27 protein-coding genes are annotated in these 22984 nt (G+C 29.4%); 7 read left to right on the top strand and 20 right to left on the bottom strand.

Annotated features, from left to right (window positions below; translation table 11 throughout):
- The first annotated feature begins 594 nt into the window (after positions 1-594).
- The 3 genes from ETU10_RS00690 to ETU10_RS00680 all read left to right on the top strand — a co-directional run bounded on the left by ETU10_RS00690 (position 595) and on the right by ETU10_RS00680 (position 2531).
- On the top strand, positions 595-987 hold the full coding sequence (locus ETU10_RS00690; RefSeq protein WP_146309335.1) for a hypothetical protein: 393 nt from the start codon (positions 595-597) through the stop codon (positions 985-987).
- Between the two features lie 71 nt (positions 988-1058).
- The gene (frr, locus tag ETU10_RS00685; RefSeq protein ID WP_146309334.1) at positions 1059-1613 is read left to right on the top strand and encodes a ribosome recycling factor; all 555 of its coding nucleotides are present in this window, start codon (positions 1059-1061) and stop codon (positions 1611-1613) included.
- 66 nt (positions 1614-1679) lie between these two features.
- Complete coding sequence (locus ETU10_RS00680; protein WP_146309333.1) at positions 1680-2531, top strand: prephenate dehydrogenase; 852 nt, start codon at positions 1680-1682, stop codon at positions 2529-2531.
- A 31-nt stretch (positions 2532-2562) separates the two neighbouring features.
- Here ETU10_RS00680 and ETU10_RS00675 read toward each other — a convergent pair whose 3' ends face one another.
- The 6 genes from ETU10_RS00675 to ETU10_RS00650 form a co-directional block, all read right to left on the bottom strand.
- The gene (locus tag ETU10_RS00675) at positions 2563-3180 is read right to left on the bottom strand and encodes a C40 family peptidase (RefSeq protein ID WP_146261198.1); all 618 of its coding nucleotides are present in this window, start codon (positions 3178-3180) and stop codon (positions 2563-2565) included.
- 74 nt (positions 3181-3254) lie between these two features.
- Complete coding sequence (gene rnhA / locus ETU10_RS00670; protein ID WP_146309332.1) at positions 3255-3731, bottom strand: ribonuclease HI; 477 nt, start codon at positions 3729-3731, stop codon at positions 3255-3257.
- A gap of 7 nt (positions 3732-3738) precedes the next feature.
- A complete protein-coding gene (locus ETU10_RS00665; protein WP_146309331.1) occupies positions 3739-4443 on the bottom strand; it encodes a YjjG family noncanonical pyrimidine nucleotidase in 705 nt (234 codons plus the stop codon).
- Between the two features lie 10 nt (positions 4444-4453).
- A complete protein-coding gene (menA, locus tag ETU10_RS00660) occupies positions 4454-5377 on the bottom strand; it encodes a 1,4-dihydroxy-2-naphthoate octaprenyltransferase (protein ID WP_146309330.1) in 924 nt (307 codons plus the stop codon).
- Positions 5378-5437: 60 nt separating this feature from the next.
- Positions 5438-5755, bottom strand: a complete 318-nt coding sequence (locus ETU10_RS00655) for a DUF4286 family protein (protein ID WP_146309329.1) — start codon at positions 5753-5755, stop codon at positions 5438-5440.
- A gap of 12 nt (positions 5756-5767) precedes the next feature.
- A complete protein-coding gene (locus ETU10_RS00650; RefSeq protein WP_146309328.1) occupies positions 5768-7189 on the bottom strand; it encodes a TonB-dependent receptor in 1422 nt (473 codons plus the stop codon).
- A gap of 36 nt (positions 7190-7225) precedes the next feature.
- Here ETU10_RS00650 and ETU10_RS00645 point away from each other — a divergent pair, with 36 nt between their 5' ends.
- Both ETU10_RS00645 and pta read left to right on the top strand, forming a co-directional pair.
- Complete coding sequence (locus ETU10_RS00645) at positions 7226-7999, top strand: MBL fold metallo-hydrolase (RefSeq protein WP_146309327.1); 774 nt, start codon at positions 7226-7228, stop codon at positions 7997-7999.
- A gap of 80 nt (positions 8000-8079) precedes the next feature.
- Entirely contained in the window at positions 8080-10176 is a 2097-nt protein-coding gene (gene pta, locus ETU10_RS00640) for a phosphate acetyltransferase (RefSeq protein ID WP_146309326.1), read from the top strand.
- A 159-nt stretch (positions 10177-10335) separates the two neighbouring features.
- On the opposite strand, the gene tsf is transcribed toward pta, so the two are convergent.
- From tsf to rplM, 4 genes are all read right to left on the bottom strand, one after another.
- Positions 10336-11154 carry a translation elongation factor Ts gene (gene tsf / locus ETU10_RS00635; protein ID WP_146309325.1) on the bottom strand — a complete coding sequence of 273 codons (819 nt, stop codon included), beginning with the start codon at positions 11152-11154 and terminating at the stop codon, positions 10336-10338.
- 30 nt (positions 11155-11184) lie between these two features.
- On the bottom strand, positions 11185-11982 hold the full coding sequence (rpsB, locus tag ETU10_RS00630; RefSeq protein ID WP_146309407.1) for a 30S ribosomal protein S2: 798 nt from the start codon (positions 11980-11982) through the stop codon (positions 11185-11187).
- 171 nt (positions 11983-12153) lie between these two features.
- The gene (gene rpsI, locus ETU10_RS00625) at positions 12154-12540 is read right to left on the bottom strand and encodes a 30S ribosomal protein S9 (protein WP_146309324.1); all 387 of its coding nucleotides are present in this window, start codon (positions 12538-12540) and stop codon (positions 12154-12156) included.
- A 7-nt stretch (positions 12541-12547) separates the two neighbouring features.
- Positions 12548-13003, bottom strand: coding sequence for a 50S ribosomal protein L13 (rplM, locus tag ETU10_RS00620; RefSeq protein WP_146261208.1), 456 nt, complete (start codon positions 13001-13003; stop codon positions 12548-12550).
- A gap of 220 nt (positions 13004-13223) precedes the next feature.
- Here rplM and recO point away from each other — a divergent pair, with 220 nt between their 5' ends.
- Entirely contained in the window at positions 13224-13943 is a 720-nt protein-coding gene (recO, locus tag ETU10_RS00615; protein ID WP_146261209.1) for a DNA repair protein RecO, read from the top strand.
- Here recO and mnmA read toward each other — a convergent pair.
- From mnmA to miaB, 9 genes are all read right to left on the bottom strand, one after another.
- Complete coding sequence (gene mnmA, locus ETU10_RS00610) at positions 13940-15130, bottom strand: tRNA 2-thiouridine(34) synthase MnmA (protein ID WP_146309323.1); 1191 nt, start codon at positions 15128-15130, stop codon at positions 13940-13942. The two genes, recO and mnmA, sit on opposite strands and share 4 nt — an antisense overlap.
- 74 nt (positions 15131-15204) lie before the next feature.
- Positions 15205-15540 carry a preprotein translocase subunit YajC gene (gene yajC / locus ETU10_RS00605; RefSeq protein WP_394344699.1) on the bottom strand — a complete coding sequence of 112 codons (336 nt, stop codon included), beginning with the start codon at positions 15538-15540 and terminating at the stop codon, positions 15205-15207.
- A gap of 27 nt (positions 15541-15567) precedes the next feature.
- Positions 15568-16005, bottom strand: a complete 438-nt coding sequence (locus ETU10_RS00600; RefSeq protein WP_146309322.1) for a DUF1573 domain-containing protein — start codon at positions 16003-16005, stop codon at positions 15568-15570.
- Between the two features lie 15 nt (positions 16006-16020).
- On the bottom strand, positions 16021-16926 hold the full coding sequence (nusB, locus tag ETU10_RS00595; protein WP_146309321.1) for a transcription antitermination factor NusB: 906 nt from the start codon (positions 16924-16926) through the stop codon (positions 16021-16023).
- A gap of 47 nt (positions 16927-16973) precedes the next feature.
- Positions 16974-17336, bottom strand: a complete 363-nt coding sequence (gene secG / locus ETU10_RS00590; protein WP_146309320.1) for a preprotein translocase subunit SecG — start codon at positions 17334-17336, stop codon at positions 16974-16976.
- 1 nt (position 17337) lies between these two features.
- Complete coding sequence (locus ETU10_RS00585) at positions 17338-18285, bottom strand: hypothetical protein (protein WP_146309319.1); 948 nt, start codon at positions 18283-18285, stop codon at positions 17338-17340.
- Between the two features lie 11 nt (positions 18286-18296).
- Positions 18297-18806, bottom strand: coding sequence for an LptE family protein (locus tag ETU10_RS00580; protein WP_146261215.1), 510 nt, complete (start codon positions 18804-18806; stop codon positions 18297-18299).
- Positions 18790-20064: a sigma-54 interaction domain-containing protein gene (locus ETU10_RS00575; RefSeq protein WP_146309318.1), complete on the bottom strand. Its 1275-nt coding sequence runs from the start codon at positions 20062-20064 to the stop codon at positions 18790-18792. The genes ETU10_RS00580 and ETU10_RS00575 overlap by 17 nt, the downstream gene beginning before the upstream one ends.
- A 6-nt stretch (positions 20065-20070) precedes the next feature.
- The gene (gene miaB, locus ETU10_RS00570) at positions 20071-21501 is read right to left on the bottom strand and encodes a tRNA (N6-isopentenyl adenosine(37)-C2)-methylthiotransferase MiaB (RefSeq protein ID WP_146309317.1); all 1431 of its coding nucleotides are present in this window, start codon (positions 21499-21501) and stop codon (positions 20071-20073) included.
- Between the two features lie 268 nt (positions 21502-21769).
- Between miaB and ETU10_RS00565 the strand changes: the two genes are divergently transcribed.
- On the top strand, positions 21770-22237 hold the full coding sequence (locus ETU10_RS00565; RefSeq protein ID WP_146261218.1) for a hypothetical protein: 468 nt from the start codon (positions 21770-21772) through the stop codon (positions 22235-22237).
- Between the two features lie 5 nt (positions 22238-22242).
- Here ETU10_RS00565 and ETU10_RS00560 read toward each other — a convergent pair whose 3' ends face one another.
- Positions 22243-22911 carry a histidine kinase gene (locus ETU10_RS00560; RefSeq protein WP_146309316.1) on the bottom strand — a complete coding sequence of 223 codons (669 nt, stop codon included), beginning with the start codon at positions 22909-22911 and terminating at the stop codon, positions 22243-22245.
- Positions 22912-22984: the final 73 nt, after the last annotated feature.

Below are 22984 nucleotides of genomic sequence, written 5' to 3'. Positions count from 1 at the left end.
TTTAAATCTTTATACTTTTATTTATTTATAACTTTAACATTATTATTTCTTACAAGATCAGAGGGAGTTTTTTTAATCATAGCATTAACTATCGAACATCTTATCTTAAAAAGAAAACTTCCAAATTACAAATATTTTGTTATACCTATAATTATACTATTAATACATTACGGATTTAATTATTTATATTATGGAGGATTTTTACCAGATTCTGCTAATGCAAAAATATTACATGGAAAATCGTCTATCTGGAAAGGATCAACTGGTATAAGTTTTATAAAATTATCATTTTATATTTATTGGAATAATAGAATTTTAAGATATGCTTTTTTTTTCTTTATTGCTTTAGGTATATACAATTTACGGAAAAGTTCATACAATAGAATCATTTTAATAACTATAATTCTTACTTATTTGTTTTACTTTATAATGAAAATTCCTTTATATCCTTGGTATATTATACCATTATATTTTCTTTTTGTTTTATATTTTTCTTCAGCTCTATCGTATATTTATAAATATTTAGAAAATAGGTTATTTATTGTAAAATGTATAATAATCACATTTTTATTTGTACCATTTTTAATAACCAACTTGAAATCGCTCTTTTTAAATACATCTAATAGTGAAGAAAATTCATTTAATAACTATGAAAATGTTGGTAAATGGATAAATAAAAATACAAATATAAATTCATCTATTGGCTGTATTGAAGTAGGCACAATAGGTTATTTTTCAAATCGGAAAATCATTGATTTTTGCGGTTTGGTCACCCCATTAACCGCAAAGTATTTAGCAAATAACGACACTTATTCTTGGATATTAACTTATAAACCTGATTATGTTTTTACTCACTCTCCAATATGGGAAAATATGGAAAATGTAGTAAACACTGATTTTTTTAAAAAAAATTATATTATTGATGAACGTTTTCCTTACGATAAATTTTTACTTTATAAACGTAAATATAGTTATTGGATCAATTAAGAAAGGCTTATTATTCTTTTATAAAATTAAAACTTTATCTTTGCAATCACATTAAGTGTATCTTGAAAATTATGGAAGAACTATCATTAATCGTTGATACGACTAAAGAAAGTATGGAATCTGCAATAAATCATTTGCAAATTTCTTTCAATAAAATTAGAGCGGGTAGAGCGAACCCTGCGATGTTACAATCTATTATGGTGGAATACTATGGAGCCCCAACTCCTCTATCTCAAGTCGCCAATATTTCAGTACCTGACGGTATGACCTTAAGTATACAACCCTGGGAGAAATCTGTTTTAGGAGCTATAGAAAAAGCAATTTTTCAATCTAATTTAGGCTTTACACCTAATAACAATGGAGAAACAATTATCATAAATATTCCCCCACTAACAGAAGAGAGAAGAAGAGATTTGGTTAAGCAGGCAAAAGCAGAAACTGAAAATTCAAAAATTGGAATTAGAAAAGCTCGTCAAGAGGCAAATGCGGATATAAAAAAAATTGAAAATTTATCTGAAGATCTAAAAAAGGATGGTGAAGACCAAGTACAAACTTTAACTGATAATTATATTAAAATAGCAGAGGACTATCTAAGTCAAAAGGAGAAAGAAATTATGACTGTTTAAAATAATTAAAAAAAATTAGAGGTCGGTTTCTTTCAAGTAAACCGACCTTTTTTATTAATAAGATATATGTCAAAAAATATTACTATTATAGGATTAGGTTTAATTGGGGGATCAATTGCTCTTGATTTAAAAAAAGTTGGTTTTGCCAAACAAATTACAGGAGTTGATCAATCAAAAGAACATGAAAATGAAGCTCTAGAGCTAGGGATCACAGATAAAATTGAATCACTTAAAAATGCTGTAATGCTTGCGGATATTGTTATTTTAGCGACTCCCGTAAATGTAAGCATTGCCTTACTACCTAAAATTTTAGACTTAATAAATCCTAATACAGTAGTTATGGATGTAGGTTCTACAAAAACTTCTATCATTGAAGCTGTTAAAGATCATCCCAAAAGAAAATCTTTTGTTCCTACTCATCCAATGGCTGGTACTGAATACAGTGGACCTTCAGCCGCTTTTCATGGCTTATTTAAAGATCGGGTTGGAATTATATGCAACTCTGAAGAATCTTCTCCTACTGCTGTTCAATTAATTTCAGAGTTATATTTTCATTTGGGATCTCGGTTGATATTGATGAATGCAGAATCTCACGATGAGCATGTAGGATACGTTTCTCATCTTTCTCATGCAATTTCTTACGCTCTTGCCGTTACAGTTTTAGAAAAAGAACAAAACGATGCTGCTATATTTAATTTAGCAGCCGGAGGATTTAGCTCTACTGTACGTCTTGCAAAAAGTTCTGTGGATATGTGGTTGCCTATTTTTGAGGAAAATTCTAAATATGTACTTCCAATTCTCGATTTATATTTAGAGAATTTGAATAAGTTTAAATCATACTTAGAGAATAAAGACTCTCAAAAATTATTTGATTTTATTAAAACTGCTAATGCAATTAAAGATAAACTTCAAAAATAAAAAAGTAGAAATAGTTTCTACTTTTTTATTTTTAAATAATACGTCTGATTTTTTTAACTTTCCCTTTCCAATATTTTTCTTCTAAAGAACTTATCATCACTCCCTTAGAGGTAGAGGCATGAATGAAAAATATTTCTCCTGATTTGGAAACGTTTTGCACTATTCCTACATGATTTATTGCTCCTCCTCCTGTAGCAAAGAATATAAGATCTCCTTCTTTAACATTAGATATTCTTATCTCTTTACCCTCCTTAGACATATCAATAGACCTTCTGGGTAACTTAACATCTATTTTTTGGTAAGCATTACATACCAACCCCGAACAATCAATACCGCTAGAAGTATTCCCACCAAATTTATAAGGAGTTCCTTTATACTTCTCTGCTTCTTTAATTACAGTTTTAACCTCTTTATTAGATGCTGATGAGTTTTTAGAGCTTAAAATTGATCCTTTTGTTTCTTTCTTTTTATTATTTACTACTTTGGGTAAAGCTGAACTATTCTTATTGCTCTGATTTGAAGTATATATATGGCTAGAACTTGGTTTTCTATTCTTGGTGGATCTTGTTGTTTCGTAGGAAACACAAGAAGTTATAAATGTTAAACCAAAAATAATTGTTAATATATTAAAAAATGAAGTATATCTCATTGGATCAGTTGTTCTTGAATGTTAGGCTAATTTAAAAATATTTTGATAATAACTCCTTTGCACTAGTTTACATTTTATAATAAACCATCTGAGTGAGTAGTTCTTTCGTATTCTGAATCTATCTTTAAATGATCTTTTTTTATTGCCGATGTTGCTAAAAAATCTACTCTTTCATTTTCTGGATGCCCATTATGCCCTTTAACCCAAATAAAATTTACTTTGTGCTTCCTATAAACTTTTAAAAATCTAAGCCATAAATCTGAATTTTTAACTTTTGAAAAACTCTTTTTTTCCCATCCAAAAATCCATTTCAAGTTGATTGCATCTACCACATACTTTGAGTCTGAATAAATTATTACTTGTTGATTGGGCTTAGTAATATTTTCTAAAGCTACAATTACAGCTAATAATTCCATGCGATTGTTGGTAGTGAGACGAAATCCTTCTGAAAATGTTTTTTCATATGAAGTACCCTTTAAACGCATTAGAATTCCATATCCTCCTTTTCCTGGATTTCCGGAGGAAGCCCCATCTGTAAAAAGTTCAATCATTGTTTTATTAAAGAATACTTATTAATTCGTTTAATTTTTGAATTACTTGGAAACCCTTATTTAGGTTTTCATTTTTATGATTATAATCAAAGTAGATTGCTTGCATTCCAATCTTGGAACTTCCAATAATATCAGATTCCCAATCATCTCCAATAAAAACGGATTCTTCCGCTTTTGCATTGGCTTTGGATAATCCTAAATGAAATACTTCGGGGGCTGGCTTTCTTTTATTTATTTCTTCCCCACTAGTGATTGTACTTATAAAGTTTTTTATTGCTGTATCATTAACTTTTCTATAGGTTTGTTCCTTAAAACCGTTGGATACTATATGCAAAGAATAATTTTTTTCTTTTAAGTATTTAAGCGTTTCTTCAGCACCATCAATCAAATAATTATTTTCGGTCATTTTTTTTAAAAAATTCTCATTAAAATAATCTTGGATTTCTCTATCTTCAATTCCATACTCTTTAAAAGTTAGCGTAAATCTTCTATCTAAAATATTTTGTTTTGTTATCTTATTTTCTCTATACAATGCCCAAAGATTTTCATTTCTATGGTAATAATTACAGTAAAAATCTGAAAAATTTAATGAATACTTTTCTTCAATATTTTTTTCTTGATACATTTTCTGAAGGGTTAACTTAGAATTTCTATCTGTATCCCATAATGTATTGTCTAAATCAAAAAAAAGATGTTTAATTTCTTTTAACATTTTTTTACTTTTAAAGGCTTAAACCCATCCCAAATAAAACTGAAAATAGAAGTGCTATAAATGCCACTGGCTTCATATATAAATCCAATTTTTGGGGTTCTTTAGTGTATAATATTTTTCTTCTAATTATAGTGGTTGGTATAAATAGAATGAAAAATATAAAGGGCTTTAATGATTCTAAATTTTCTAATTGAATTGAAATTGTTTCCTTTTTTATTAACAAGAATACTAAACAAAGAATAAAGGGCATATTCATTAAAAATAATTGATAATATTTAGCATTTTGAAATCCTATTCTTAAAGCAAATGTATACTTTCCACTCATTCGGTCGGATTCAATATCCCTCATATTATTAAGATTTAAAACTGCTACACTAAATAATCCAACGGCGGATGCGGGTAATAGAGTGCTCCAATCTAAGGTACGAGTATAAAGATATTCACTTCCCAAAACAGCAACCCAACCAAAGAATATAAATACGAACAAGTCCCCTAAGCCCATATAACCGTAGGGTTTTTTACCCATGGTGTAAAATAAGGCTGCCAAAATACTGGCTATTCCTAAACCAATAAATATAAAAAAATCATTCCAATTTCCGGGTATAAAAGAATACCATAACAAAGCAATTGCTGAAATTAGGGAAAGAATTGTGGTTATTATAATTCCTGTAAACATCGTTTTATGAGAAATTGCTCCACTTTGTATGGCTCGTTGCGGGCCTATTCTATGCTCGTTATCCGTTCCTTTTATCCCATCTCCATAATCATTGGCAAAGTTAGAGAGAACTTGAAATAAAATAGTGGTAGAGCAAGATAAGACAAAGATTATTCCATTTAAATCTCCTTTCCATTTTGCTAATAATCCCCCCAAAATAATTCCACTTAAAGAAAGTGGTAAGGTTCTTGGTCTAGCTGCTTCAATCCATGCTTTCATGTATTTATTTATTTTTGTAATATGAAGTTTATATAAATTATTACTTCATAATAGTTCATATTAAAATTTGAAGGTTTCTAAAAGTTCTATCTCTGACGTAAAAAATAGAACTTTAGCTCCAAATTTTTTAAAAATTAATTGATGTATTCTATCTGAATGTTGGGTTTGAAATAAACTTAAATTTTCTTTTACATTGGTAAAACATTGTATGGAATAGGTATTTCCAGACTCGTCTTGGTGAGAAAGAACTTTGCAAAAAATTGCTTTGGTAAATAAATTAGTTTGATACAATTCTGATATCAAATTTTCTTTAACCCAATGGATCCAATCTTTTTCAATCGAAAATTCAACATGAAAACTCTCTGCGTAAATATACATTGTCTTTAAATATTATTTTAATCTTCTTGAAAAACCAAACATCCCCCTTTCTTTAATCATTTCAGCTACTTCTTTTGGTACTTGGTTTTCCCAATCTGGCTCTCCCATTATAATTTGTGCTAATATCTGTTTTCCGTATATTTTTAAATAGGATTCATCGTATTCTAACATATCTACAATCCAATGATTCTTCTTAAAATACTTGTATAAATCTTTAAGTTCTTCACTTACCCTTAAAGTATCTGATGTTAAAATCTCATTGGTTTCCTGATCTATATATGGATATAAATAGATTTTTAGTTGTTTTTTAAACAATTTACCAAAAGCCTCCATTATACCTCCGCTTAAATTTGTATAATATTCTTCTTGAAAAACATCCAATAAATTATTTACTCCCATAGAAATCCTTATCTTTTCTGAAGTAAATCTACTAAAGTAATCAACCAAACGATAGTATTCAGAAAAATTAGAAATTAATACCGTATGTCCTAATTTACCAAGTATATCAGCCCTATCTAAAAAATCCCTTTCATTAATTTCTCCTTTTGCTCTAAGATTGGAAAGTGTGATTTCAAATAATATTTTAGTATTTTGTTCAGTAACCTGATCTTCTTCCATAAACATTTTTAAACCTCTTTTATATATATCTATATTTACATTGGTTACAGGTCTAAAACTACCTCTGAGTGCTAAAATATTTTTTTTATACAATTCATCTGCTGCTAATACATTTTTACCATTGGGTTCAAAAACTACTGCATCAGTCATTCCATTTTTCACCAATTGTAGACTCATTAATCGATTATCTAAATACGCATAACGGGGTCCACTAAAATTGATCATGTCAATCTCTATCTGGTCTGTGTTTAGCTCATCGTATAAAGATTCAATAATGATTTTTGGATTTTCTGCATAATAAAAGGCTCCGTAAATTAAATTTACTCCTAATATGCCTAAAGTTTCTTGTTGCAATTTTGCATCATTTTCATGAAACCGAACATGTAAGATAATTTCATTGTAAGGTTCTAATTCATTTAATTGAAATCTTATACCTACCCAACCATGACCTTTAGATGTTTTATCAAAATTTATAGTAGTAACTGTATTTGCATAGGAAAAAAATTTTCTTCCTGGACAACTTTCTCTACTAATTCTATCCTCGATAACCTTAATTTCATAATCTAGAATTTTTAGTAATCTTGATTGTGAAACATATCTATTATTGGGTTCTTTCCCATACAAAGCATCACTAAAATCTTTATCATAGGCGGATATAGCCTTAGCTATAGTATTAGAGGCTGCTCCTACCCTAAAAAAATATCGCACCGTTTCTTGCCCTGCGCCTATTTCTGAAAAGGTTCCGTAAATATCTTTGTCTAAATTGATTTGAAGAGCCTTTTGTTTAGGGGCTAACACGGGTCTTGTATTAAACATTTATTTTAAACTTTAGTTTGTAAATTTACAAAAATTATGAAGCCAAATTATAACAGTATTACCTTCTTAGGCACGGGCACATCTCAAGGAATTCCAATTATTGGCTGTACAGATCCTGTATGCTTATCTAATAATCCTAAAGACAAGAGATTACGTTGTTCTGCACTAATCAATTATAATGGCTTAGATATATTATTGGATTGTGGTACCGATTTTAGAACACAAATGCTAAGGGAAAATAAAGCGAATGTAGACGCTGTACTATTAACTCATGAGCATACGGATCATGTGGGTGGTTTGGATGATTTAAGACCTATTAATTTTATTAAAAAACAAGATATTCCTATTTATGGATTAAATAGAACTCTTGATGATATTAAAATACGTTATTCTTATGCTTTTTCTAAGAATAAATATCCTGGCGCTCCTGGATTCCAACTCTTTCCTGTTAAAGATGTATTTAATATTAAAAATATAAAGATAACCCCTATACATGTTTTACATGGGAAACTCCCCATACTTGGATATAAAATCGGAAATCTTTCATACATTACTGATGCTTCTTTTATAGATGAAAAGGAGATGGATAAAATTTTTAATTCTGAAATTTTAGTTTTAAATTCTTTAAGGCTTGAGGAACATCATTCTCATTTTAATTTAGACCAAGCTTTACAAGTAATTGATAAAGTAAAACCTAAAAAATCATATTTAACTCATATTAGCTATCAATTAGGTTTTCATGAAGAAATTGAAAAAAATCTACCTCCCAATGTATTTCTTGCCTATGATGGTTTAGAATTAAATTTTTAATTTATTTTAAATAATTTAATTTCTTAAGAAGCCCGGTATAATTTTCAATTCGTAAATTTGAAAAAACTTAATCAAATTAAATGAACCGATCAGTTTATGTAACTACTACAAGCACTAATAGTGGTAAGTCTTTAGTTAGTTTAGGAATTATGCAAATGGTTATAAGAAGAACGCCTAATGTTGCTTATTTCCGTCCTATTATTGATAATTTAGACGAAGGTGCTAAGGACAACCATATAGCTACAATGATTTCATATTTTAATTTAGATCAAAATTATGATGAAGCTTATGCATTTACCAAAAATGAAATCATTGATTATCAAAACAACGGTAAATTGGACGATGCTTACGATTTAATTATTCAAAAATATAAGAATTTAGAAAGTAAATTTGATTTTGTACTAATTGATGGTACTGACTTATCGTCTGAAAGTAATAGCCTTGATTATGATTTAAACGTTGTAATTGCAAAATCTCTTAATATCCCTGTTGTACTCGTAATTAAAGATTCATTTAAAAGCACTCACGATCTTTGTAAAAACATACGTTTAGAAGTAAATAATCTTTTAAGCAAAGACAACAAAATTATTTCTGTAATAGTAAATAAGACTTCTAAATCTATAGAAGATATTACTTCTGAATATAAGAAAACAGTTCTCAATAATAACTCTATTGTATTTTCTGCAGTTCCTAAAGATCAGTACTTAGGTTTTCCTACTTTAAAAGAAGTAGCAGATTCCTTAGGAGCTAAAGTTTTATATGGGAATGAAAATTTGGATAGACCTATTAAAAAATTTATTGTTGGTGGTATGCTACTTTCCAACTTCATGAATCATGTAGAAGAAGATTGTGTGGCTGTAATTCCAGGAGATAGAGCAGATTTAGTTGCAGGGGTTTTACTTTCAAATCTTTCTAATTTTAAAAGAGTATCGGGACTTATTTTAACGGCCGGTATTTCTTTAGATCCTATTATTGAGAAGTTAATCGGCAATTCAAATTTAAATATACCTACAATGGTAGTTGAAGCAGGAACTTTTGAAACAGCATCTGCAACTGCAAATATTCGCTCCCGAATATATCCTGAAGCCACTGCAAAAATTAAAAGAAATTTAGATTTATTTGAAGAATATGTAAATATTTCTGAGTTAGATAAGCAAATTTCTTCATTCAAAATTGAAGGTATTACACCAAGGATGTTTCTATACAACCTATTAAAATCTGCAAAACAAGCACAAAAGCATATTGTGTTACCTGAGGGTGGGGACGACCGAATTTTACAAGCCGCCTCTATGTTAGCAGAGGATGAAATTGTTAAAGTAACTATACTAGGGAAAAATGAGGATATTAAACAAAGAGCTAATCAACTAGGACTTTCATGGAACGATAATTATATTTCAGTTTTAGACAATACTGTTTCAGATAAAATAGAAGATTACGCACAAACTCTTTTTGAATTGAGGAAAAGTAAAGGAATGGAGTTTGCTCAGGCTAAAGATTTGATTCTGGATCCTTCTTATTTTGGAACCATGATGGTTTATAAAGGAGATGCCGATGGAATGGTTTCAGGAGCTCAGAATACAACAGCACATACTATTCGCCCTGCTTTACAATTTGTAAAAACAAAACCTGGAATTAAGACAGTCTCTTCTGTATTTTTTATGCTATTAAAAGATCATGTATTGGTTTATGGGGATTGTGCGGTAGTCCCTAGTCCTACTTCTGAACAACTGGCAGATATAGCTATTTCCTCAGCTCAAACCGCTAGAGCATTCGGCATTGAACCCAAAGTAGCCATGCTATCTTATTCCTCTGGTAACTCTGGTTCCGGTGAAGAAGTAGACAAAGTTCGTCTTGCTACGGAACTGGTAAAAAAAGCGGAACCTAATTTATTAATTGAAGGTCCAATACAATACGACGCTGCTGTTGTTCCTAGTGTAGGAAATACAAAAATGCCTGGATCTTTGGTAGCTGGACAAGCCAATGTATTAATATTTCCTGATTTAAATACGGGAAATAATACCTACAAAGCAGTTCAGAGAGAATCTGGTGGACTTGCTTTGGGTCCTGTATTACAAGGTCTAAAAAAACCAATTAATGATTTGAGTAGAGGTGCAAAAATTGAAGATATTTACAATACCGTAGTTATTACTGCTATACAGGCAGCAAATAATTTTTAAGTGAATAGTATTAAAATATAAAAAGGGTAGTATAAAATAACCACCCTTTTTTATTTATGTTATTATATTTCAAACACTAATTATATAAATTATATAAAAGAAAAGCATTCATAAATGAATGCTTTTTCTTTTTATTGTAATGAAATAATTATTAGAAAACTAGATTCTAATAAATTCTGTGATTTTAACTTCAGGATCTATAGACTTAACATAGTCTTCAACTGAAATTTTTTCACCCATTATATAATCTTGCTTAACCAAGGTATTGTCTTTAAAGAACTTGTTTAGTTTACCTTTAGCTATATTTTCAAGCATATTTTCAGGTTTACCTTCTTGTCTTAGTTGGTCTTTAGCTATTTCAAGTTCCTTTTCAATCACAGAAGAATCTACTTTTGATTCGTCCAATGCAATTGGATTCATAGCAGCTACCTGCATGGATACATTTTTAGCTACTTCAGCTGCATTATCTATAACTTTTGAAAGTCCAACAGCTGCAGCTATTTTATTACCTGCATGTATATATGCTCCAACAAATGGGGCTTCTATTGTTTTAAATTCTGAGATTTCAATTTTTTCTCCAATAACTCCTGTTTGCTCAATTAACTTTTCGCTAACTGGAATCCCGTGGAAATCAGAAGCCAATAAATCTTCTTTGTTTGAAAAGTTTAATGCTAAGTTTGCGAATTCAGTAGCCAATTTAACAAAGTCTTCATTTTTAGCTACAAAATCTGTTTCACAACTTAATTTTATAATCGCTGCTTTTGTATTATCAAAATTTACAGCGGCAATGGCTGCACCTTCAAGATTTTCTCTATCTGCTCTATTGGCTGCAACTTTTTGACCTTTTTTTCTAAGTAATTCTACCGCTTTATCAAAATCTCCTTCAGCCTCAACTAAAGCTTTTTTTGAATCCATCATTCCTGCCCCTGTGGCATTTCTTAATTTGGCAACATCTGCAGCTTTTGGTGAATATGACATTATTTAATTTTTTTTTTAAATTATACTTAATTAGTCTTCTTTAGTATTTTCTTCATCGTTTTCTAAAACCACTTCTTCCTCAACTATAAAATCATCATCAGAATCCTCAGAATTTTCTTCTTTTGCTTTTACTTTCTCAGCTTTTCTTACACTTAAACCATCTTTAATGGAATTTGTTACAGTTTCTAAGATTAAGTCTACTGATTTAGAAGCATCGTCATTTCCTGGAATTGGAAAATCAACCAATTGTGGATTTGAATTTGTATCTACGATTGCAAAAACAGGAATTCCTAATTTTTTTGCTTCTGTAACTGCAATATGCTCTCTTAAAATATCAACTACAAATAATGCAGAAGGTAAGCGAGTCATATCGGCAATAGATCCAAGGTTTTTTTCTAATTTAGCTCTTAAACGATCTATTTGTAACTTTTCTTTTTTAGATAGGGTTTCAAAAGTACCATCTTTTTTCATACGGTCAATGGAATTCATTTTTTTAACCGCTTTTCTTATAGTAACAAAATTGGTTAGCATTCCTCCTGGCCATCTTTCAGTAATATATGGCATATTAACTGCTTCTGCATGTTTAGCCACTATATCCTTAGCTTGCTTTTTAGTTGCAACAAATAAAATTTTTCTACCAGAAGTTGCAATTTTTTCTAAAGCTCTTGATGCTTCGTCTAATTTTACAGATGTCTTATGAAGATCTATTATATGGATCCCATTTTTTTCCATAAAAATGTAAGGAGCCATCTGTGGATTCCATTTTCTTGTTAAGTGCCCGAAGTGAACACCTGCGTCTAATAGTTGTTTTACGTCTACTTTTGCCATGTTTTCTTTTAGTTTACGTTCCGCAGTTTGTGCAAACAACCCATTCAAAATTTAATAGGTTTAGATGCTAAACTAATCGGCAAGTTTGTTATTATTAAATTATTGATTATTTTAAGTATATAAAAATAACCACTACATAAATAGTGGTTAAGTTTTTTTTCAGAATAAAGATTAACGTTTAGAGAATTGAAATCTTTTACGTGCTTTTTTCTGTCCAAATTTCTTTCTTTCAACCATTCTTGGATCTCTAGTTAATAATCCTTCTGGTTTTAAATGAGTTCTATTCTCAGCATCAATGGAAACTAACGCTCTTGAAATAGCTAACCTTACTGCTTCTACTTGACCTGTAACTCCTCCTCCATAAACGTTAACTTTAACATTGTATTGATTTAAAGTTTCTGTTAATTGAAAAGGCTGTAAAACTTTATATTGTAAAACTTCCGTTGGGAAGTATGTTTTATAATCTTTTCCATTTATAAGAATTTCTCCATTACCTTCAGTAAGATAAATTCTTGCAACAGATGTTTTTCTTCTTCCTATTTTGTGTGTAACTGCCATTATAATTTTATATGAAAGCGTTTATATCTAGTGTTTTAGGTTTTTGAGCTTCTTGTTTATGTTCTACTCCTTCATAAAGATACAAGTTTTTAAGAACTGCTCTTCCTAATTTATTTTTAGGCAACATCCCTTTAACTGCATATTCCAATATTCTTTTAGGATCTTTTTCTTTTACATCATCAACAGATGAAAATTTCTGACCTCCAGGGTAGCCGGTATGTCTCACATATTCTTTCTGCTCTGCTTTAGCTCCAGATAAAATAACCTTTTCTGCATTTACAACAATAACATTATCACCACAATCTGCATGTGGAGTAAAATTTGTTTTATGCTTACCACGTAATATTTTAGCTAACTTAGAAGCTAATCTTCCTAATTTTTGTCCTTCTGCATCTACGAGCAACCACTCCTTGTTTGAAGTTTCTTTATTTGCTGATATGGTTTTGTAACTTAGTGTATTCACCTTAATTGTTTTACCTTGTTTAAAAAAATATGTCCTAAATAGGGTTGCAAATTTATAATATTTTTTTTATATAACAAAAATATTATGCTTTTTTAGATTTATTAATTTTTTTTCTATCTATGTTCACATTTAAATCAATTTGAAAATGATTTATTTAGTGTTTATAATTTCTGGTTTTAAATATATGAATTTATAAATACTTTTACCTAAATTTATTTTTATGATCGAAAGCACTAAAGCTTTAATTTTATCTCATCTTAAGTATAGTGATAATTCTTTAATTATTAAATGTTTTACTGATTCGTTTGGTTTTAAAACGTTTATTTTAAAAGGAGCTTTTTCTAAGGGTAAGAAAAAAAACAATAAAGTTTTCTTGTTAAATGAAGTTGAAATAAGTTTTTATAAAAAACTTAACAATAATTCTTCTACTTTAGAACTTATTAAAGACATGCATCAGGGATATGTTTTTCAAAGTTTACATACCAATGTTGTTAAATCATCCATGATTACATTTATAGGTGAAATTTTAAATCAAGTTTTAAAGAATGAAGATGCCTATAATTTGAGTTTGTATTTTTTTTTAAAAAATAAATTAATTGAACTAGATAATAGAAAAGCAAGCTTTGCTGATTTTCATCTTTACTTTTTACTTGAATTAACTAAATATTTAGGAATTACTCCACTCGCGGTTAATTCTAACTTCCCTTATTTTAATTTAAGAGAGGGAATTTTTTCTTTAAAAAGCCATAATTTATCCAAATCTGAAAATGGCAATCTTTGGAATCAATTGTTAACCTACGATTTTAATAATGAAATTAATTGTTTTAATTCTTCACAAAGGAAAATGATGATTGAAGAAATTATTTCCTACTATGAATTTCATATTGACAATTTTAAAAAGCCCATTTCCTTGGAAATTTTAAAAGAAATTTTTAACTAAGAAATAACACCGCTACCTACCAATTCATCATTGATATACCATGCCGCAAATTGTCCTCTACTTATTGCCGATTGTGCTTGATTAAATTCTATAAATATTCCTTCTTCGTATTGATATATTTTCGCCATTTGTAAGGCTTGTCTATATCTAATCCTTACTTGAGCTTCTAAGGAATCTCCTATTTTTAACTTTAAATCTTCTCTTACCCAGTGTGATTCATTTTCTTTAATAAATAAAGCTCTTTTAAATAAGCCGGGATGATTCTTTCCCTCACCTACGAAAATTATATTATTATTTACATTTGTATCTATAACAAAACACGGTTCAACATGTCCTCCTATTCCCAATCCTTTTCTTTGACCAATGGTATAAAAGTGCGCTCCATTGTGTTCTCCTATTATTTTTCCGTCTTGTTCATTATAGGTAATTGACTTTGACAGATGTATTAATTCTTCTTTTTTTGAATTAAAAGGGATTGAATTTTCTAATTTTTTAAAACCTTTAAATTCTGAAGATATTTCAATAATTTTTCCTTTTTTGGGTTTTAATTGTTGTTGTAAAAAGTCGGGTAAACTTACTTTTCCAATGAAACACAAGCCTTGGGAATCTTTTTTTTCTGCTGTAATTAAATTTAGATTTCTGGCTATTTCTCTAACTTCTGGCTTTGTTAAGCCTCCTAGAGGTAATACAGATTTGGAAAGTTGATACTGATTTAATTGACATAAAAAATAAGATTGATCTTTATTTTTATCTTTCCCTTCTAAAAGTCTATAAATTGTTTCCTTGCCTTTTTGAAAAGAATCTATTCTTGCATAATGACCGGTAGCTACTTTATCTGCTCCTAGGGACAAAGCCGCTTTTAAAAAAATATCAAACTTAATTTCTCTATTGCATAAAACATCCGGATTGGGCGTTCTACCATTTTCATACTCGTAGAACATATAGTCAACGATTTTTTCTTTATATATAGCAGATAAGTCAATGACTTGATAGGGAATATCTAATTTTTGAGAAACCAATAATGCATCATTGCTATCTTCAATCCAGGGACATTCATCTTCTAATGTATATTCTGCATCATTCCAATTCCTCATAAAAAGCCCAATAACTTCATGCCCTTGTTGTTTGAGTAAATAAGCCGCTACACTTGAATCCACTCCTCCGGAGAGTCCAACTACTACTTTCATACTGTTAATAAAATAAAAAAAGCATATTCTAAAGAATAGAATATGCTTTTTTATGGGTTAATTTTTCTATTCTATTATTTTTTTTCAGGAGCATTTTCTGGATATCTCGCCATAGTTAACTCTCTGGATATAGCTGATTTTTCAAATTTAATTTTCCCAGCCATGGTTTCAATTACTACACCATCATCTGTTACTTCTAAAATTCTTCCGTGTATACCAGAAGTAGTAACTACTCTTGTTCCTTTTCCTATTTCTTGTTGAAAAGTTTTTTCTTGTTTTTGCCTTTTGGTTTGAGGTCTAATGAAGAAAAAATAAAAAACTATAAACAGAAGTACTATTGGAGCAAATCCTCCTATTTGTTCCATTAAACCTCCCTTCGAATCTAAAATTATCGTTAACATATTATTCATTTGCTTAGTGTATATATATTTATCTTTTTATTTAACATTGGCCTGGAATTGTAGATCCTTTTTTTCAAAATTCCCTGAAACAATTACATTTTTTTTCACTGGACCTTCAAAATTACTTGAATTAAAAGTTACTGTAATTGAGCCTTTTTGTCCCGGTGCAACAGGAGTATTCGTATACTCTGGAGTTGTACAGCCACATGCAGGTTTTACTTCTGTAATAATTAATGGCTTACTACCTACATTTGTAAAAGAAAAAACATGAGTGGCATTCTCGCCTTTTTTTATATCTTTAAAATCATACATTTCTTCCTCAAATTTTATTTCAGTCTCGGAAGTATCTACCACAGGATTTTGATGTTGATCTATTGCATTCAAATTTTTATCACTGCTATTTTCTGTATCTTTTTTTGAACAATTTATAAAAGATAAAGAAATTATAGTACTATATAGTATTATTTTTTTCATTATTTCAAAATTTAATTAAACTTTATTAATATCTCTTGCATACTTATCTAAAATCCCATTAATAAATATATTGCTTTTATTACTTGAATATACTTTGGCTAATTCTATGCATTCATTTATAACCACTTTTGCTGGGACTTGATGCGAATGATTTAACTCAGTAAATCCCATGGATAATATTATCTTATCAATTTCAGCTATCCTATCTAATTCCCAATTGTTGGATCTTTCTTTAATCAAATTCATGCATTCTGGGTAGTAAGAAATTGTTGTTCTTAATAAGTTTTTTGCAAAAGGTATGCTGTCGTCTGGCTTTAAAACCTGTATTAAATTATTTAGCGGTTTATTATCCTCTAATGATTTTAGAGTTTTCAATGTCATGTTATTTGCAACATGAATATCATCTGCCCAAAATAACTTAATCTCTTCAAACCATTCATAAAGGGTTGGATTGTCAGCAATGAAATTAAAAAATAATTTTAAAATTATTTTTTTATCTTTTTCAAAATCCAAGGTTTCATCTTTCATATAATCTAGATAAGCCGTAGAATTTTGAAATTTTTTAAAAATCATTGCAGGATAGTTAGTATCTAAATACCATAAAAGTTCTGAATGTTTATCCGAGAATTCTTTTCTTGCCTTGCAATTTTCAATAATTTGAAAAATTTTATTATTTACAAATTTGAGATTAGGATTTTTTTCTTCTTCCGTTGCAAAGCGTTTATTTCTTTTTTTATCAATCACTTCTTGCGCATAATCTCGAACGGCTAATAGTAAATTTAACTCATAAATATATAAATGGTAAATTTCATCAATGGCCTGAAACATTTTTTGTTCTACAAAACTTAAATCGTTCCCTCCTATGTTATAGGCATAAAGTGTTTGTAGTATTTTTTCTCTTAACTGTCTTCTTCCTAACACAAATTTTAATTTATTAACGTTTATTTAGTGATTGTTCGGGATTATATCTACTTGGCAGGTGCAGAATTGGTTGCTGGTGTTTGTGATGAAGTTTCAGAAGAAGCATTTATGGGTTCTTGCTGAATTGCTTTCCCTTCTACTGGAAGATTACTATTTGAAGGTGTTGAATAAACTTTTGGTTTTGCAATTAAAACGGATGCCAATATTGTTAAAATAACAATAACAGAAGCTAACGTCCAAGTTGCCTTCTCCATAAAATCATTGGTTTTTTGAACTCCAAACATTTGTGTTCCTCCTCCACCAAAAGTTGAGCTTAGACCTCCACCCTTAGGGTTCTGCAATAATACTACACAAACCATTAATACACATGCAATAATTATAAAGATCATTATAATGCTGAAGATAACCATACTATTTTATGTTTTTTAATTTTTTAATTTTTTTTATTTCTGATACAAAATAACTACTTTTTTCTGGATATTTCAAACTTAAAATTTTAAAGGCTGTAATTGCTGTATCGTACTTTCCTTGCTCTACATACAATTGAGCCAAGGTAATTGTCATCAAATTTGCAATATCCTTAATTTCTTCATTTTTAAATTCAAAGGATTTTATGTTTTTATCTGCCTTTTTAGGGGGTGTTATTTTGGGATTATTTTCAATAAATTTATGAATAATTTCTTCTTGCTTTTCAGTTTTTTCTGTTCCTTTCTGTGAAAGTGACAACCATTGGTTAAAGGTCAATTTTTCTTCTTTAATTTCTTTGATTGACTCTTTTTGATCTTTATCTACAAATACTTTATTTTCATTTTCTACAACTTCATCATTTTTTGTTGGTTGTGTTTTACTACTGATTTCTTCTTTATCAGTAGTATCAAATAAATGCGAAAGACCTAATTGTTTAATATATGAATAGTTAGATGTATCAGATTGTCCTATTTCAATATTTTCATTTACTTTATCATTAATAGTTAAATGATTTTGTTGCTCATCTCTCGATTGTTGATGTGCATGAGTGGCTTCTTCATGCTCTAGACTTATATCCTTATCTTGATTAGCCATTGTATCTACTTTGTTTTCTTCCGGCTCCTTAGATGGTTCTATGTGAATATTATCTTCATTTTGAAACTTCGTTTCATCAACCATTTGTTTGATTAGCTCTCTATTAGATATATATATTGCTGCTTCTTGTATGCTTTGGTCTAAATTTTCTCGATGATATAAAAGCTTCCATTTTAAATAAAGCATTTTAAATGAAGCAACAGATGGATGTTTTTCATATTCTTGTTCAATAATTATTTTATCTGAAAATTTAATTTTTGAACTATCTTCTAATAATTGTATAATTCTATTGTTCATATCAATCTATTTTACCAATCTGCTACAACAGCTATGAATATTTGATCGACTATCCTTTGGTTTATGCTTTGTGATAATTGATTTTGTACATTAATTAATAGTTGATTACTGTCGTAATCTTGATAATCTGAAAATGTTTTTTCAAAACTTTTTTCTGGATTTACTTTATTTATATATCTTACAGATACTGTAATTGTTAAACGGTTCTGCGTTGCTTGATCTGATCCGCTTTGTATGTTAACCGGAACTGTTGTAAAATTTGTTATTTCACCTTCCAATATAATATCTGGATTATCATCGGTCTCGATTAACTTAGTGCTCCTATTGAATTTATTTTGCAATGCTACGGTAAAATCTACGCTTAAATCCGGACTTTGGTATGGAGAATAATTGGGAAATGACTTTATTTGAATTGTTTTAATTGTTGGATCTAAGGAGGAGCCTGTAAAAGAATAACAACTTGACAGGCTTAATAGCATTAAACTTACTAGTAGAAATGTAACTTTATTCTTCAATGTCATATTGTTTAATTTTTCTGTATAAAGTTCTCTCTGAAATCCCTAATTCTTGCGCTGCTAATTTACGTTTTCCATTGTATTTTTCTAACGCTTTTTTTATGAGCTCTTCTTCCTTCTTTTGCAGGGATAATGATTCTGAATTGTTAGATGGAATGTCTTCATAAACGTCAATATCTTCATGGTAATTACTGATGGTTGCTGCATTTAAAGCTGGAATATTGTTTTCTTCGTAATAAACTAAAGGTTCGTTTTCTTTAGGGCTGTCATAATTTTTGTAAACTTTGTGAAATAGATCTTGTTCATTAGGGGTAAGATGATATTCTCCTTTATTTTTAATTAAATCTAAGGTTAATGTTTTCAAATCGTTAAGGTCTTTTTTCATATCGAAGAGAATTTTGTATAATATTTCTCTTTCTGTTGAAAAATCTGAAGTGGTATCTTTGGTATTGGAAATATTTACTAATGATGTATTGGTTTGAATATCTTTTAAATATTCTTTAAGTTTTTCAAGTGTTAATTCTCTTTTTGTTTCCACAACAGTCACTTGTTCCGCAAAATTCCTAAGTTGTCTAATATTGCCTGGCCAATAGTATTGTTGTATATAAGCCATCGCTTCATCTGAAAATGCAATGGTAGGCATTCTATATTTTTCGGAAAAATCTACTGCAAATTTCCTGAGTAACAAAGGAATATCGTCTCTCCTATTTCTTAATGCTGGTATATCAATTTGAATTGTATTTAATCTATAATACAAATCTTCTCTAAAATCCCCTTTTTTTATAGCACTTAATAAATTTACATTTGTTGCTGCAACAATTCTTACGTTAGTTTTTTGAATATTAGAGGAACCCACTTTCATAAATTCTCCACTTTCTAAAACTCTCAGTAATCTTACCTGTGTTTGCAATGGAAGCTCTCCTACTTCATCTAAAAAGATAGTACCTCCATCTGCGACTTCGAAATATCCTTTACGTACTTTGTCTGCTCCTGTAAATGCTCCTTTCTCGTGCCCAAAAAGTTCAGAGTCTATCGTTCCTTCTGGGATTGCACCACAGTTTACGGCTATATATTGTTTGTGTTTTCTTGGGGATAAATTGTGTATTATTTTAGGTATAAATTCTTTACCTACGCCACTTTCTCCTATAACTAATACGGATATATCTGTTGGAGCCACTTGCATAGATTTCTCTAATGCTCTATTAAGCTCTAAATTATTCCCTATAATTCCAAATCTTTGTTTTACAATTTGTAAAGAATCCATAATCTTTTATTCTTGTTCTCCTATTAATGTGGCTGAAGTACATTGTATGGCTTTAACTTTTACAAAGTCTCCGATTTTTGTGTTATCTTTTTTTGGAAATACTACAACTGCATTTTGTGAAATTCTCCCGTACCACTGATCTTCTCTTTTTTTACTGGTTCCTTCAATCAGGACTTCATGAGATTTTCCTACGTAGGTTTTCATTCTTTGCAAAGACAATTTTTGTTGCAATTCTATAATTTCAGCCAATCTCCTTTTCTTTGTTTCTAAAGGAACATCGTCTGTCATTTTTTTATGGGCGGGTGTCCCTGGTCTTTCCGAGTAAGAAAACATATATCCGAAATCATAATTCGCATATTCCATTAACGATAAGGTTTCTTTATGTTCTTCTTCTGTTTCTCCACAAAATCCGGCAATCATATCATGCGAAATCGCACATTCAGGTACAATTTTTCTTATTTTATCGACCAATTCAATATATTCTTCTCTTGTGTGCTGACGATTCATCCGTTGTAAAACAGTTGTGCTACCACTTTGCACAGGTAAGTGTATATATTTACATATATTTTTATGTTTTGCCATTATGTGCAATACATCTTCGCTCATGTCTTGAGGATTTGAGGTTGAGAATCTTATCCTTATTTTTGGATTTGAAGATGCAACTAAATCCAATAATTTAGCAAAGTTTATTGCAGTGGCTTTTTGCAATTCGGAAGCTTTATTAAAATCCTTTTTAGGACCTCCTCCATACCAAAGATAACTATCAATATTTTGTCCTAATAATGTTATTTCTTTGTAATTATTCCTGGCTAATTCTTCGCATTCTTTTAATATTGAATGTGGGTCTCTGCTTCTTTCTCGTCCTCTTGTAAAGGGTACTACACAAAAGGTACACATATTGTCACATCCTCTAGTTATAGTCACAAATGCAGTAACTCCATTACCTCCTAACCGAACTGGACTTATATCTGCATACGTTTCTTCTTTTGAAAGTAATACATTAATTGCATTTCTACCGTCGTCTGTGTCTTGAAGCAGGTTCGGTAAATCTCTATACGCATCAGGACCTACTACTAAGTCTACTAAATGTTCTTCATCTAAAAATTTAGTCTTTAATCGTTCTGCCATACATCCTAAAACACCGATAGTCAATTTAGGATTTCGCTTTTTTAGTGAATTAAATTGTGACAATCTTTTCCTTACGGTTTGTTCTGCTTTCTCTCTTATTGAACAAGTATTTAGCAATATTAAATCAGCTTCCTCCAATTGATTCGTGGTATCGTATCCTTCCTGTTGTAAAATTGAGGCTACGATCTCGCTATCAGAAAAATTCATCTGACAACCATAGCTCTCTAAAAATAATTTTTTAGAATTTTGATTAGCACTTTGTCTGAGGAGTACCTCTCCTTGTCTTCCTTCTATTATTTCTTTTTCCATAAATGCTTTTCTAATTGCAAAAGTTTAATTTTAATTTAAACTTTAATTACAAAGATACGAATTAAAGCGCCAATCTGGCAGTTTAAAAATTTGTTTTATTTTAATTATTTTTATTTATCACCTCTCTTAATAGCATGGGTTAAAGTATGAAAATTTTAATTTATATTGGATGAATATCTTGCTCTTTGATTCTAATGATATAGGAGAATCTATTTCAGTATCTTTAAAATTATTGTTACATTTGATAAGATCAACAAAATTTTTTATCATGGATTATTTTAAAGTTTGGATTTACCAAAGCAACCGTATTTTATCTTCGTCGGAAGAAGAATACATCATTAAATATCTATCTAATTTTTTAAATACTTGGGCTGCACATGGCGATGCTTTAAAATCTGAATTAAAAATTTTAGATCACAAGTTTATGATTGTGCAAGTGGATGAAAGTCAAGCAAAAGCTTCTGGTTGTTCAATTGATAAATTGAACCAATGTATTAGAGATATTGATAACCATTTAAATTTGGATTTATTGAATAGACTTCTAGTTAGTTATCAAAATACTAAAGATTCTCAAATCCAAACAGTTCCTTTACATATATTTAAAGAATTGATTAAAAATTCTGAAATTGATTCTCAAACCTTGGTATATAATTTATCCGTAGACAATTCGTTGGATTTTAAAACAAAATTTAAGCTTCCTTTAAAAGATAGTTGGGCTAGTATTTATTTAAAATAATTTATTTAAAAATTAAATTCCTTAGGAGAAATAACTGGGTTTACTTGCACTTTGTCTATTACCAATGTAAAGTTTGAGTTGTCTCCAATTATTTGTACTTCTGTTTTCATTGGAAAGGTTAAGGTTGAAACTTTAGTAAAATCTGAATAGGTTTTAATTTCCTGTGGATTTGATTCTCTAATCAATTGATAGGTATTTTTATCAAAGAAATACGTAATGGTATTGGTGTTTTTAATTAATTTAACTTTAAAACAGTCTGAATTTCCAATTTTTTCTGTACCTATCAAAATTGCTTGAAATCCTTTACTATTATATTCTAAAAGATCTGAATCAAAAGATTCTGGGATATATTCTAAATCTTCTTCTATCTGATTGGTTGTAAAATTAAATTTAATTGCCTTCTTACCATTATACCCGTTTAAAATAATCTCTCTATCTTGAATATACATCGTAGTTTTATTCAAATTAGGTCTTTGCTGCAATATCTTAATTTTGTAACTTTCCTCTTTCCCTAAAACTATTTCTCCATTTAATATTACTGAGTTGAAAGTTTTCCAAGCGGTTAATCCTCCTGTTACTTCTAGATGTTTATTTATAATTTGATCTGCGGTTTGTCCATGTAATGAAAAAACTATATTAATAGTAGTTAAAATTGTTAAAATAAGTGTTTTCATATTTTACAATGTTTATTAAATTTAAGTATATAACCATTAAAAAATCTGGGACTATTATTTTATAATAAACCCA

The sequence above is a fragment of the Apibacter muscae genome (assembly GCF_007845595.1).
Taxonomy (GTDB): Bacteria; Bacteroidota; Bacteroidia; order Flavobacteriales; family Weeksellaceae; genus Apibacter; species Apibacter muscae.
This window is presented reverse-complemented; position numbering and strand designations above follow the sequence as displayed.